At 62.5% G+C, this 13,499-nt stretch carries 13 protein-coding genes; 11 read left to right on the plus strand and 2 right to left on the minus strand.

Annotated features, from left to right (window positions below; translation table 11 throughout):
* The 8 genes from GCN75_RS25820 to GCN75_RS25855 all read left to right on the plus strand — a co-directional run.
* A partial coding sequence (locus GCN75_RS25820) for a DUF3108 domain-containing protein (RefSeq protein ID WP_152284909.1) occupies nucleotides 1-733 on the plus strand: 733 nt, incomplete at its 5' end.
* A complete protein-coding gene (locus GCN75_RS25825) occupies nucleotides 734-1,498 on the plus strand; it encodes a DUF3108 domain-containing protein (RefSeq protein WP_152284910.1) in 765 nt (254 codons plus the stop codon).
* Between the two features lie 291 nt (nucleotides 1,499-1,789).
* A complete protein-coding gene (locus GCN75_RS25830; protein WP_152284932.1) occupies nucleotides 1,790-3,160 on the plus strand; it encodes a hypothetical protein in 1,371 nt (456 codons plus the stop codon).
* Nucleotides 3,153-3,908 carry a hypothetical protein gene (locus GCN75_RS25835; RefSeq protein WP_152284911.1) on the plus strand — a complete coding sequence of 252 codons (756 nt, stop codon included), beginning with the start codon at nucleotides 3,153-3,155 and terminating at the stop codon, nucleotides 3,906-3,908. Before GCN75_RS25830 ends, GCN75_RS25835 begins: the two co-directional genes overlap by 8 nt.
* Before the next feature lie 8 nt (nucleotides 3,909-3,916).
* Nucleotides 3,917-6,748: an ATP-binding protein gene (locus tag GCN75_RS25840; protein WP_152284912.1), complete on the plus strand. Its 2,832-nt coding sequence runs from the start codon at nucleotides 3,917-3,919 to the stop codon at nucleotides 6,746-6,748.
* Nucleotides 6,748-7,752 (plus strand): DUF4424 family protein, encoded by a 1,005-nt coding sequence (locus tag GCN75_RS25845; protein ID WP_193317656.1) that lies wholly within the window; start codon nucleotides 6,748-6,750, stop codon nucleotides 7,750-7,752. Before GCN75_RS25840 ends, GCN75_RS25845 begins: the two co-directional genes overlap by 1 nt.
* 191 nt (nucleotides 7,753-7,943) lie before the next feature.
* Nucleotides 7,944-8,234, plus strand: a complete 291-nt coding sequence (locus tag GCN75_RS25850) for a hypothetical protein (protein ID WP_152284914.1) — start codon at nucleotides 7,944-7,946, stop codon at nucleotides 8,232-8,234.
* Nucleotides 8,235-8,267: 33 nt separating this feature from the next.
* The gene (locus tag GCN75_RS25855) at nucleotides 8,268-9,077 is read left to right on the plus strand and encodes a hypothetical protein (protein ID WP_152284915.1); all 810 of its coding nucleotides are present in this window, start codon (nucleotides 8,268-8,270) and stop codon (nucleotides 9,075-9,077) included.
* A 24-nt stretch (nucleotides 9,078-9,101) separates the two neighbouring features.
* Here GCN75_RS25855 and GCN75_RS25860 read toward each other — a convergent pair whose 3' ends face one another.
* Nucleotides 9,102-9,620: a hypothetical protein gene (locus GCN75_RS25860; RefSeq protein WP_152284916.1), complete on the minus strand. Its 519-nt coding sequence runs from the start codon at nucleotides 9,618-9,620 to the stop codon at nucleotides 9,102-9,104.
* A 189-nt stretch (nucleotides 9,621-9,809) separates the two neighbouring features.
* Here GCN75_RS25860 and GCN75_RS25865 point away from each other — a divergent pair, with 189 nt between their 5' ends.
* The 3 genes from GCN75_RS25865 to GCN75_RS25870 all read left to right on the plus strand — a co-directional run bounded on the left by GCN75_RS25865 (nucleotide 9,810) and on the right by GCN75_RS25870 (nucleotide 12,783).
* Complete coding sequence (locus GCN75_RS25865; RefSeq protein ID WP_193317657.1) at nucleotides 9,810-12,299, plus strand: alpha/beta hydrolase family protein; 2,490 nt, start codon at nucleotides 9,810-9,812, stop codon at nucleotides 12,297-12,299.
* Nucleotides 12,300-12,366: 67 nt separating this feature from the next.
* Nucleotides 12,367-12,519 carry a hypothetical protein gene (locus GCN75_RS29365; RefSeq protein WP_193317658.1) on the plus strand — a complete coding sequence of 51 codons (153 nt, stop codon included), beginning with the start codon at nucleotides 12,367-12,369 and terminating at the stop codon, nucleotides 12,517-12,519.
* 24 nt (nucleotides 12,520-12,543) lie between these two features.
* On the plus strand, nucleotides 12,544-12,783 hold the full coding sequence (locus GCN75_RS25870; RefSeq protein WP_152257023.1) for a hypothetical protein: 240 nt from the start codon (nucleotides 12,544-12,546) through the stop codon (nucleotides 12,781-12,783).
* Nucleotides 12,784-13,052: 269 nt separating this feature from the next.
* Here the strand turns inward: GCN75_RS25870 and GCN75_RS25875 are convergent, their stop codons facing one another.
* The gene (locus GCN75_RS25875; protein ID WP_152284917.1) at nucleotides 13,053-13,319 is read right to left on the minus strand and encodes a DUF6289 family protein; all 267 of its coding nucleotides are present in this window, start codon (nucleotides 13,317-13,319) and stop codon (nucleotides 13,053-13,055) included.
* Nucleotides 13,320-13,499: the final 180 nt, after the last annotated feature.

Below are 13,499 nucleotides of genomic sequence, written 5' to 3' on the forward strand. Positions count from 1 at the left end.
GGCGCCCGCGCCGGCCAGCGCGCCGCCGCCACCGGCCGCCGAGCAGGCCCGCCACTACAAGACGAATGCGCCTGCCTCGGCCCGGTTCGACCTGCACGTGGACCGGCGCGATGCGGACGGCACCAGGTGGCAGGGCGTGGCCGCCATGGCGTGGGACAACCGGGGCGCGACGTATCAGCTGAAGCTGGAAGTGGGCTTGAGCATGCTGATCACGCGCATCAACCTGCTGGTGCTGACGAGCGAGGGCGTGATCGATGGCACGGGCATCGTGCCCGTCACGGCCACGGAGAAACGCAAGGGCCGTGCGCAAACGGCCACGCATTTCAACCGCGACGCCAAGGCCATCACGTTTTCGGCCACGACGGCCACGGCGCCGTGGCAGGAAGGGGCGCAAGACAAGGCCAGCGTGCCGTTCCAGCTGGCCGCCATCGGCCGTGCCGACGTCAACCAGCTGGTGGGCAATATCGATATCCTCGTCGGCGAGGAAAAGGAAGCGACCGTGTTCCGTTTCCAGCTGGTGGGCGAGGAAGAACTGGACACCCAAATGGGCCGCCTGGTGACCTGGCATTTGCGCCGGCCGCCGAAACCGGGCACGTATTCGTCGCAGCTCGATATCTGGCTGGCGCCGTCCATGCAGTGGTATCCGGTACAAATACGCAATACCGAGGCGAGCGGGGCTTTGACCACGCAAACCGTCACCAAGATCTCCGTCAATGACGCTACAGGAAAATAAATGATGACTCTGACCACCTTGAAACACTTGCTTGCCGCCGGCGTGCTGGCCGCCACCCTGATACCCGCCATGGCCGACGCGCCCGTGGAGCATCCCGTCATCAAGCGCCCATACAAGCTGGCGCCATCGGCTGACCTCGTCTATTCGATCAAGGCCAAGCAGCGCGGCATCGGCTTGTCCGGCGAATCGGTCAGCAACTGGCGCGTGGGCGACGGCAAGTATTCGCTGCTGGCCGAAACCAAGGCTGCCCTGTTCGGCAAGATCCTCGAGCAGCGCAGCGAAGGCACGGTCGATGACTATGGCCTGGCGCCGTTTCAATTCGTGGAAAAGCGCTTCCGCAAGGATGCCGTCACGACCACCTTCAAGCGCGACAGCAAGACCATCGTGTTTGGCGAAGGCGATGAAACGTATCCGCTGAAAGGCGGCGAACAGGACCGCAACAGCGCCGTCTGGCAACTGGCCAGCGTGGCGCGCGCCGCGCCCGAGAAATTCGTCCCCGGTTCGGAATGGGCCTTTTTTGTCGCCGGCGCGCACGATGCCGAACCTTGGGTCTTCAAGGTCGTCAAGGAAGAGCCCGTAGCCACGGGCATGGGGGAGGTCGCCGCCATCCACCTGGTCAAGGCGCCGCCGCCGGACAAGAAGGGCCAGCAAGTGGACCTGTGGCTGGCGCCGTCGCTGGAATGGTATCCCGTGAAGGTGACGTTCGCCGATGCGGACGGGGGCGATTATGTGGAGCAAACCTTGCAGAAGATCGTCAAGAAGTAAGCGCTCGCTACGAGTTTTCGCGTCACATTGCCTGCCCGAATGCATAAACCGGGGTCAGCCCCGCCGGGGGGAGGTGCCCGGTGGGGGCATCCCGCTTCTGCGGGAAGCGGCCATCTTCGCCGTTGGGGTTTCCGTCAATACAACACTCAAGGACTTGGCCGCCCGCACTGCCCCCTCCCGCACGCTAAATTGCATGTCAGAACTGATATACTGACGCCCCCGCCCCGCAGCGCTGCGTTAGCCCGCTGCGCCGCCCGCTGAACACTCATCCGGAAAAGAATGATTGATATAATGGCAAGTGCAGCCGTGGCTACGGATGCAAATCAGACAGAGCAAGAGCATCACGATTCCTTGCAGGCGCATTTCCAGCCCAATATTTCGGCCGATGAAATCGAGCAAGTTTTTCACTTGAAGCGGGCACAGCCCTTGCTGCAAGTGTTTACGGCCCTGTTTCATGGCGGTTTCGATGGCGTGCTGGTGCGTCTGCTGGTGTTGCGCGAGCTGGCGTCCGATGCGGCGACCTCTGCCTATACGCGCGCCGATATCAACACGAAACTCGCGTATCTGTTGCCGGAAAGCCTGGAAACGGTCTTGCTGCGCCTGCGCTCGAATCAGTTGCTGGCCTGGGACGCGCAGCAGGGCGTGTACCGCGTCACGCCCATGGCGCGCAATGTGCTGTCCGCCATCGACAGCCTGCTGGGCCTGGGACAGACGGAAGATGAAGCGGAAATGGGTTTCCTGCTGTCGCAGGTGGCCGGTGCGCAAGCCGTGGGCGGCGTATCGGTGGAGCAATTGCAACATTTGCTGGGCCGCCTGGTGGACTTGACGGAAGAATTTTCCGACGCCATCGCTTCCGGTTCCGAATTCCGCCTGCGCACGGCGCAAGCGAAGTGGAACATGGCGTGCGACTGGGTCGAGAAGGGTTCCGAGATCCTCGTGGCCATCACTTCCGATGAAAACGCGGACAGCGCCACGCACAAGGCGGCGCAAGCCATCGGCCGCGCGCAAAGCAAATTGCTGAACATGCAAGGCATGTTCTCGCGCGCGCTGAACCAGATCGAGCGTCAGCGCGTGCACCTGGGGCAGTCGGGCCTGTCGACCACGGACATCAAGCGCTGGCTCCTGCTGCATGACGACCTGGCCAGCCTGGCCGAGGGGGCCATCGACCAGCCCGTCGTGCCCCTGTTCTCCACGCCGGCCGAGATGATCGACGTGGCCGAAACGGAACTGCTGTCCGAACGGGCGGCAGGCGTGACCAACACGGGCCTGCCCAGCGGCGAGGACGCGCCCACCACCATCAGCGACGGACCCGCCATGCAGCTCGAACTCGATGACTTGCTCGAACGCCTGTCCAACTTTGCCAGCCTGGGCAATTTCCCCAGCATCGGCGAAGAAGGGCCGAAATCGGTGCCCGTGCAGGATTCGCTGCTGCCGGCCAGCTTTGCCGTGGCGTCCTACCGCGCCTCGATGCTGCCGCTGCTGGGCGATGTATCCGAAGCGAGCTTGCAAGGCTCGACGGCCGAACTGGCCCGCCTGCCGATTACCTTTACACCGACCGACGAGATGGTCCAGCTGACCGACCCCCACGTGGCGGCCATGTCGATCGCCTCGCTTTCACTGAATGTTTCACTTGATTTAGATAGCGGCACCGCCGATGAATGACGATTCCCAAATCCTGATTGCGCGCCTGCTCACGCATCAAACCCTGCGCCGCGACGACAAGCTCGTCAAGCGCGTGCTGTCCGACGAGCTGTTCCGCGCCGAGATCGATGCGCGCCTGCTGGCCTGCGGCTTGAAACTGCTCGACAACGTGTATGCCGACCATGTCACGCTGGCCCTGACGCGCACCATCGAGCCGAAGATTTTCGGCGCCCGCGACGTATGGCAAAACAATAATTTCGGCCTGGCCCGCGATGGCGTGGCCTTGCTGGTGGTGTTGTGGGCGCAGATCATCCTGCCCAAGCGCGAACGCCAGGAAACGCACCAGCACGCGGACGACGACCAGAACGATATGTTTGGCACGGAAAAACCGCTGCCGCGCGCGGAAGATGCGTCGATCGGCATTTCCTACAAGGCGCTGCTGTCGGACTTCGGCGACAAGCTGGGCAAGAAGACGCGCATGGACATGAACCTGGGCACCCTGGCCAAGCTGGGCTTTATCGAGCGGCGCGGCGACTTTATCCTGGAAGGTCCGCTGCTGGACCTGATGATGGACACGGACGTGTTGAAGGAGCGCATCATCAATGGCGCCCTGGCTGACGTGTTCAAGCGCGCGCCGTCGCGCCTGGTGGCCGTCAGCGGCGATCCGCTGCTCGACGCCGACCTGGCGGACGACCTGTCCGCCGATATCGGCGACTCGCCCGACGCCGGCGATGCCGGCGACGCATCGTCGTCCGACCTCCCTCACTGAAAGCGCCCATGTTTCATATCAAATCACTTGAACTGGTGCACTGGGATTACTGGCAGCGCATCAAGAATATTCCGCTCGACGCGAAGATCATCACCATCGCGGGGCAGAACGGCTCGGGCAAGACCACCTTGCTCGACGCCTTGCGCACCCTGTTCGGCCTCGACTGCTCGATGGGCCGCACCTATAAGCACTATGCGCGCCACTCGGGCCAGCAGACGGCCTGGCTGCGCGCCGTGGTCGACAACAAGAACGTGGGCAAGCAGCTGTCGAACCGCCCGTTCCGCAGTTCCGGCTTCTTCAGCGACGATGAAGTGACCCTGTTTTGCCAGATCCAGAAGAACGGCGGTGACTGGAAGCGCCAGTATCTGATGCGTCCGGGCAATGTGCAGATCGAGGACATCACGGATGCCAACGACTGGCTGGGCGTGGAAAACTACCGCAAGCGCCTGGCTAATGCGGGTTTGTCGCCCGCCATGTCGAAAGTGCTGGCGCTGGAGCAGGGCGAGACGGACAAATTGTGCGAATACGCGCCGCGCCAGCTGCTCGACCTGGTGTTCCAGGTGTTCGGCGACAAGGAAGTGCTGGACGCCTACGACGAAGCCAAGCGCCACCAGCGCGACACGGAAGTGGAACTGAAACGTTTCGAGACGGAACTCGAAGCGTCGAAAACCAACCTGGAAGGCTTGCGCCTGCGCGTGGCCAATTACCACCAGTGGGAAGGCTTGCACAAAGAGCGCCGCAACCTGCTGGAAGAAGTGCTGCCCAGCCTGCAGTACCACGAGGCGCGCGAAAAGGCCGCCGCGGCCAGCCGCCAATTGCGCGATGCGCGCAAACCGATGGCGCAGGCGGACCAGCAGCTGACGGATAAACGCAATGCGCTGGCCGCGCAGGCCAAGGCCCTGTCCGACGCGCAGATGAATGAAACCTTGCTGGAGCAGGAATCGATCGGCTTGCAGAGCCGTTTGAGCCTGATCAACAGCAAGCTCAAACCGCTGGACAGCTTGCTCGAGCAGAAAGACCGCTTGCACAAGCTGGCGGCCGATTCGGGCAGCGACATCGCCGAAGTGGCGGCCCAGCTGGAACAGAAGGAAGCGGAATTGCTGCGCCAGCGCCAGCAGCGCGACGCTTTGTCGGCGCGCATTGCGGGCGAGCAGGCGACGATTGCCGCGCTGCAAGGCAAGACGGCCATGCCGGAGCCGGACAATGTGCGCGGCATGCGCCGTGCGCTGCGCGACGCGGGCATCGGCCACGCCATGCTGTCCGATATCGTCGAAGTGACGGACAGCCGCTGGCAGGGCGCCGTCGAAGGCGTGCTGGGCGGTTACGCTTCGGTCGTGCTGCTGGACAAGGCCAAGGATGCGGCTGCCGCCTACCGCCTGGCCGAGAAGGAGCGCTATCGCCACTTCATCGTGCCCGACCTGGTCACGGCACCCGTGGCCAAGGATGAGAGCCTGCTGGCGGTGGTGAAATTTTCCGCGCCCGTGCCCAGCTGGCTGATCGAGCAGCTGTCGCGCATTGCTAGGGTCGACTCCGTCGAGGCCGGTTTCAAGCTGGGCAACCACGAAGAGTGGATCACGCCCGAGGCCTACCACCGCGAACGCCGCGGCGGGCGCTCCCTGTTCGTGGAAGCGTCGCGCTACCGCTTCGGCCAAGCTGGCCGCAGCGGCCGCCTGGAAGCGCTGCTGCGCTCGCTGCCGGGCCTGGAAGGACAGGAAGATACCCTGACCCTGGCGATCTCGAAACTGGCGGCCGAAGTGGGCGCCTTGAAAGCGCGCATCGCCGGCGTCGACGCGGCCAAGGAACTCAGTGCGCGCCAGGAAGAATTTGCCGAAGCGCTGCGCAATTCGAAACCGTTGAAGGAAGAGCGCCTGGAAGTGGGCGGCCGCCTGGGCGAGTTGCAGAACCTGACGAAGAACGCCACCGTGGCGCGCACGCGCGCCGATACGGTGTGGCAGAACGCGCGCCTGGCCCTGTCCGAAGCGGAAGCGGGTTCGCGCCTGGGCTACAAGAAGCAGATCGAGCAGCGCGCCGAGCATGCGCGCGCCTTGCTGGCCCTGCGCCATGCGTGGCGCCACTTGCCGAAAAGCTGGCGCCGTCCCGCGCGCCGGGCGGCGCTCGTGGCCGAGCACCAGAATGCGCACCAGGTCGACTTGCGCGTGGCCAGCCTGCAAAGCAGCCTGGCGCGCGACGACTGGGAACTGGACGCCACCGTCATCGACCAGCACCACCGCCTGTCGGACCAGTTGCATGGCCGCCAGTCGGAAACGGACGAGCGCCGCTACCAGAACAACCGCGCCATCGAAGCGACGGGCAATGCCCGCGGCGCCTACATGGAACGCTTGCGCTACACCATCAAGACCTACAGCAAGAACATCAAGGAGCTGGGCGAACTGGCCGGCATCGAAGTGCATGCGGACCCCGTGCGCCTGGAAAACGACGACGTGCAGTTGTCGCAGGCGGGCTTGCACGTGCGCTTCAAGTTCGACGGCAAGGGCGTCATCGGCATGAACGATGGCGAAGCGTCGGGCGGCCAGCAGGTCATGAAGTCGCTGGTGCTTTTGATCGGCTTGCTGAAATCGGAAGACGGTTCCGGCGGCTTCGTCTTCATCGACGAACCGTTTGCCCACCTCGACATCCGCAATATCCAATTGGTCGGCGAGTTCCTGAAAAACACGGAAGCGCAGTACCTGATGACGACGCCGTTGACGCACAACACAGACGTCTACGATCCATCGGAACTGACCTTGATTACCAGCAAGAAGAAAAAGGATACCCAATGGGCGCAACCGATTTTCGTGCTGCAGCGGCGTATCGATCCCGCACCGGGCAAGGCCGCGTGATGCGCGTACATACCGTGCTGGCTGCGGCCGTGCTGGCGCTCGCGTGTTCGGCGCCAGCCGTGGCCAACGACGGCATCGGCTCGGTCAGTGCGGGCGGCATCCTGTTCGGCAAGACCGATGCCGTGGCCATGAAAAAGGAAGTGCTCAGCGTGAGCGCGGAATTGATCAAGGTCGAGTATGAATTCCTCAACGAATCGAAAGCGGATGTGGAAGAGACGATCTTCTTCCCCCTGCCCGAATACTCTTCCGGCTACCACGGCTCGCCCACGTATTACGGCCAGCCGCAGCAGTTTTCCGTCGAGGTGGACGGCAAGCGCAAGGCGTATCAGACGACGTTTGTCGCCAAGCTCGACAGCAATGACGTGACGGCCCGCTTGCACCAGCTGGGCTTGTCGGATGCGCAGATCGCCTATTTCCCGTCGCACACGCCGTTCGACAAGAAAGTGGCGCCGCTGACGGCCGCGCAGAGCAAGATCATGATCCGCGAAGGCTTGCTGGCTCAGCTGTACGACGAGGAATGGGTACCGGCCTGGACCGTGAAAGTCATCTACCTGTGGCAGCAGAAATTCCCCGCCGGCAAAGTCGTGCGCGTGCGCCACCAATATGCGCCATTTGTCGCGGCCGGTCCGGGTGCGTCCTACCTGGGCGATGGCAACGAATTTGAAAAGAAATACTGCGGCGACAAGGCCTTCTACAAGACGTGGAACCGCCTGGCCGCCAAGCAGGGCGAAAGCGGCTTCGTCAATGCCGTGTGGGTTTCGTACATTTTGACCACCGGTAATACCTGGAAGAATGGCATCGAAGACTTTACCTTGAACTTGATCAAGGGCAAGCCGGACGAGCTGGTCAGCCTGTGCTTCCCCGGCACGTTCAGCAAGATCAATCCCACCACCTTGCAAGTCAAGCTGCGCAACTTCCATCCCAAGCAGGATCTGGACGTGTACTTCGGCAACGTCGAAGGCACGGTCGCCAACGACGGCGTGGCGCCGCAGATCCGGCCCTGACGTCTGGCGCGCCAGTCCCGCCATCGGGCTGGCGCCGCCACCGCGGCGGCAATTCATTGCTTTATCAGAAAGTAAATTAATTGCCCTGTGGATATATTTTGCCTATAATTGCCAGTTATTCAACTGTCTCCTTTGCAATGTCCATTTTTCGTCTCCTGAAGCGCGCTCTGGTCTGCTGCGGCAGCATGTTCTTGCTGCTATTGATCGTGTGTTGTTTCTTTACTTCACCGACTGCCATGGCGCTCGTGTCGATGGTGGTCATGAAGCTGGGGATCAGTTTCGCCATGGTGGGCCGTGGCAACCGCCGGGCATGGCTGCTGCTGATGCCTTTCGTGTGGGGCGTGCTGTTCGCCTTGCCTGGCTATCTGGGACGGAGCATCCATACCCTTGTGCCGACTTTGCTGGCCTTCATTTACATGCCTGTCGGGGTGGGTCTGTTTTATACGGCGGCCCACCAGTTCCGCCTGTATCGTGCTGCCTGACGGGCCGTCCTTCCTTCACTCTTCTCGCTCAATATGACGTCATTCATTTCCACGCCCGTGCGCCGCATCGGCCGCCTGCTGTGCCTTTCCTCCATCCTCATGGCGCCCGCCGCCTGGGCCGACAGCTATACCGATTTCCAGCAAGCGAGTGCGCGCCTGGAAGCGATGATGGCCAAGGCCACGCCACAAAGCGGCTTGCCGCGCCAGGGCGACCCTGCTGTCGCTGCCTTGCTTGCCCAAATTACCGATGCGCGAGGCCTGTTCCAGGCGCCCGTCGCCGCGCTGCAGGACGTGAACCAGAGCGTGGCCGTGTGCGAAAAGGCCATGCGTTTGGGAAAAACATACTATGCGTTTGGCATGGAATGGCCGTTGCCGCTGTCAGGCGCCCAGCTGCAGCAGGCGCGCAAGGAGCAAGTGACGCAAAACCTGGCCAATTACGGCGATGAAATGAGCACTTTTTTTGCTTTCAGCATGCATTGCCATGCGCATTTGATTGGCTTGATGGAGCAGGAATTCGCTGCCCAGCCGGCGGAGGCGGTGAGCGGGCCCGAGCGTCTGCGCGCACGGGCGTTCAGCAAGAATACGGCTGTTGTCTTCACTGGCGTGGTGCAGTTCGCGCAAGTGCCGTTCTGGAGCGTGGCGCAAAAGAAGCGCATGCTGGAAGCGGCCGCGCAGCACGCCACGGCAAATGTCGGACTGATGCCGCCGCCCTTGCGCGAGCGCCTGCTGGCCAGCATGGCGGAGGCGGACAAGGACCTCGATCCATCCCTGGCGCCGCCGCTGGCGACGATACGCCAGGCCCTGTCGGCCACGGCGTGCGCAGGCCTGTGCCAGTTCTATTGACGTGCAGCGGGGGATTACTGGGGATTACTCGGGCGCCTGCAGCGGCTTGTTGCGCTGGCGCCAGCGCAGCAGACCCCAGGCGTAGACGGCGTAGTAGCCGATGACGAGGCCGTAGGCTGCCATGGTCAGCGGGCTCTGGCCGAACGGCGGCGGCGGCACGGGCACGTCGAGGCGCGTGTTCAGGTAGATTTCCATGCCGCGGTACAGCAGCCGCGCGATGAACAGCATCGTGATGGCCAGGCCCAGGTAGCGGTGCTGGGTAAAGAAAAAGTCCTTGCCGACCTGCTCGAAGCGCGTCAGCTTCAGGCCCAGCACGCCCAGCCAGCCGCCGGCCAGCGCGGCCGCGCCAAGGCTGGACAGGGGCAGGATATCGAATTTCGTCGTCGTCGCCAGGAACAGCAGCAGGGCAGGAAACGCGATCGCCACCGTCCAGTGCCGCCACAGCTGCGATTTCTGGCGCGCCACCAGTTTCTTCAGGCGCGAGTAGATGCGCCAGACCAGCAGCGGGACCAGTAACAGCAGGGCGAGGGTGGTGGTTTCCATGTATGCATTCGGGTACGGGTAAAACAGCGATTGTAAGCGAGATGGGGACGGGCGGCGATGCTTGTCAAACGGGAAAAATTGCTTATTGACATTTATATGGCGAGAAAGCACTATGCCCTGTCACGAAGTGCCGCCATGTGCGGCACGGTGCCGTCAGCCACTGTCTTTCATCCACCTCTCTGGAGTGCCATGTCTGCTCGTTTTCCTTTGCTGCCCATCACTGTCGGCCTGATCGCCTCGTCTTCCCTGGCCGTGGCGCAAGATGGTGGCTATCGTGCCCCGCCAGCGCCCCTGCAAGCCATCGTCGACGCGCCGCGCGCGCCCACTTTGAGCCTGAGTCCGAAACGCAATCTGGCCGCCGTGCTGCCCACGCCCTCCTTGCCCAGCATCAGCGAAGTGGCGCAGCCGGAACTGAAGCTGGCAGGCCTGCGCATCAATCCGCGCACGTATTCGGCCAGCCGTTTCAGCTTCTACACCGGGCTGGGCTTGCTCGACATCGATACGCAGAAGGAAATCAAGGTCAGCGGCTTGCCCGCCTCGCCGCGCATCGCCGATCTGGCCTGGTCGCCCGACCAGCGCTATCTGGCGTTCACGCATGTCGCCTTTGCCGATGCCGCCAGGGGCGTGAAGGAATCGGGCGTGGAACTGTGGCTGCTCGATGTGCAGACGAAAGCGGCGCGCAAGTTGGGTAACGCGCCTTTGTCGACCGTGTATGGCCGCGGCTTTTCCTGGATGCCGGATAGCAAAACCCTGCTGGTGCAGCTGAAGCCGGCCAAGCTGGGTGCGGCGCCCGTGGCCAGCGGCATTCCCACGGGACCCGCGATCCAGGACAGCGTGCCGGGCGGCGGCGTCAAGCAATTGCGCACCTATCCCGACCTGCTGAAAAACGAGCAGGATGCGCAGCTGTTCGAACACTACATCACCGTGCAGCTGGCCTTGCTGGACGTGGCGGGCAAGCAGCGCCTCGTGGGCCAGCCCGGCCAGTTCTCGCGCGTGTCCGCTTCGCCCGACGGCAAGCATCTGCTGACGACCAGCATCGTGCGTCCGTATTCCTATATCGTGCCGGCGCACGACTTCGGCCACCAGATCGACGTGCGCGACCTGACGGGCAAGGTGACGCATGCGGTGGCGGCCCTGCCGCTGGAAGAAGGACTGCCGCCAGGTAATGATGCCGTATCGGCCGGCGTGCGCTCTGTCAGCTGGCGCGTCGATGCGCCCGCCACCCTCGTGTGGGCCGAAGCGCAGGACGGCGGCGACCCGGCCAGGGCGGCGGAGATCCGCGACATCGTCTACACGCAGGCGGCGCCGTTCACGGCCAAGCCATCCGTGCTGGCCAGGCTGGGTTCGCGCTACGCAGGCGTGGCCTGGGGCCGCGGCGACCTGGCCCTGCTCAGCGAGTCGTGGTACAAGACGCGCGCCGTCAAGCAGTGGCGTATTGCGCCAGATCAACCATCCACGCCGGCCGACCTCGTGTACGCGGGATCGTTTGAGGACCGCTACAACGATCCGGGCCAGCCCGTCATGCGTGCGGACGCGGCCGGCTTGCCGCGCTTGCTGATCGCGCTGGATAATTCCATCCTGCTTGACGGGCAGGGCGCCTCGAAGGAAGGCGACCGCCCCTTCATCGACCGCCTGAACCTGGCGACGAAGCAAAAGGAGCGCCTGTTCCAGAGCGCCGCGCCGTACTATGAAAACGTGGTGGCCGTGCTGGACGAGGACGGCAGCCGCCTGCTGTCGACGCGCGAATCGCCGACCGAGCAGCCGAATTACTTTGTGCGCAACCTGAAACAGCAGGGCGCCGCGCAATTGACGGCCCTCACGCATTTCGCCCATCCCTTGCCGCAATTGAAGGATGTGCAGAAAGAGCTGATCCGCTACAAGCGCGCCGACGGCGTGGACCTGACGGCGACCCTGATGCTGCCGCCGAACTACGACGTGAAACGCGACGGCCCGCTGCCGACCCTGATGTGGGCGTATCCGCAGGAATTCAAGACGGCCAGCGCCGCCAGCCAGACCAAGGGTTCGCCGTATAAATTCAACGCCGTCAGCTACTGGGGGCCGGCCGCCTTCCTGTCCATGGGTTACGCCGTGCTCGACAATCCATCGTTCCCCATCGTGGGCAATGGCGAGCAGGAACCGAACGACACCTATCTGCCGCAGCTGGTGGCCGATGCCGAGGCGGCCGTCGACGAGGTGGTGCGCCGTGGCGTGTCCGATCGCCACCGCATCGCCATCGGCGGCCACTCGTATGGCGCTTTCATGACGGGCAATTTGCTGGCGCACACGCGCTTGTTCCGTGCCGGCATCGCCCGTAGCGGCGCCTACAACCGCACCCTGACGCCGTTCGGCTTCCAGGCGGAAGAGCGCCCGTTCTGGCAGGCGCCCGCCGTCTACCAGGCCATGTCGCCGTTTAACTATGCGGACAAGATCAAGGATGCATTGCTGATGATCCATGGCGAGCAGGACAACAACCCGGGTACCTTCCCCATCCAGAGCGAGCGCATGTTCCAGGCCGTGAAAGGCCTGGGCGGCACGGCGCGCCTGGTGATGCTGCCGAACGAGAGCCATGGCTACCGCGCGCGCGAATCGATCATGCAGATGCTGTATGAAAGCAACAACTGGCTGGAGAAATATGTAAAGAACGCCGCGCCGCCAGCCGCCGAGCCGGCAGCGAAATAAGCGCAGCACGGGGGCGGGCGGCGGCATCTCGTGGTATGGTCTTCCTTTGTCTGCAGGGAGGCCAGCCATGTCAGTCATCAATGCCCACCGCGCGCCCGATCCCGCGCCTGTCGATGAACCGCTGCCGGCGCCGGAGCCGCAAGAAGCGCCCGGGCGCCAGCCGGGGCCCGTGCATCCGGTGCCGCAGGACGATCCCGTGCCGCACCCGCATCCCAGTTAATCTCGTCAAGAAAGGCTGTTTTAGATGGCAATTGTCAAAGAAGTCTACACACGCAAAGTCAGCGGTGAAACGTTCGACTATGAACTCGATTACACCCAGGGCACGGACGTGGCCTGGATTGCGCGCGTGTACCACGACGGCGTGCTGAAAGGTTCGCCGCACGGCGCGCTGACGGCCAACGTGCTGTCCGGCCCCGCGCTGGAACAATATCTGCGCGCATATGTCGAAGGCATGATCGAGCGGGGACTCGACGTGGCCGAGTAAGCCGTTGGCGTCCTTTGCCGCAAGGGTGCGGCGGGTTCCCGCCCCATCATTTCCGGCGATATGGATGCGAAAATCCGGCCGTCATCGCGGCCCTGGAATGTATTTATAACAGTCCTGGAAAGATAAAGCCCGCGTAGCGGGCTTTTTTTACGGAACAACATATCATTTCCAGAGAAGGATGCTCATGTTTTTAAAAGTACCATATTCATGGATGCCAAATACATGCTGTCCCGTGCTTCACGCTATTCTATGATTTCTGCGCAAAGAGTTTATGGGTAGCCGTGGCCAGTTCCTGGCAATTCCGGTCCGGTGGAGGAGCATGGCATTTGCATGTCTTCCAGGCGGTACGGTGTTTGTTCGCCCCAATAAATCATCCTGCCCGAGCAGGTGAACTCTGCACCGCCTACATGATCCGAGTACGACGGATCGGAATAGTAAGAATAAGTGATGGAATACATTGGCCGGGCGTAAGCCGCGGCGGCAATCAGCAATGTTGCAAGCGTAGCGGCAAAAGCAATTTTCTTTTTGGTTTTCATCTATTTTCCTTGATTATAAAATTCAAAAAAATATATCCCCATAAATTTGCTGCGAATTGATTGTAACTTAATAATTTAATTTTTTAGCATGATTCTCGGGGGATTCTTGGTTGCGCCAATTTCGCCATTGTTTGTTTTTACGCCTATGCGTTTCGTGATCAGCCATCGATAAAAAAATGC

The sequence above is a fragment of the Janthinobacterium violaceinigrum genome, from assembly GCF_009208555.1.
GTDB classification, from domain to species: Bacteria; Pseudomonadota; Gammaproteobacteria; order Burkholderiales; family Burkholderiaceae_D; genus Janthinobacterium; species Janthinobacterium violaceinigrum.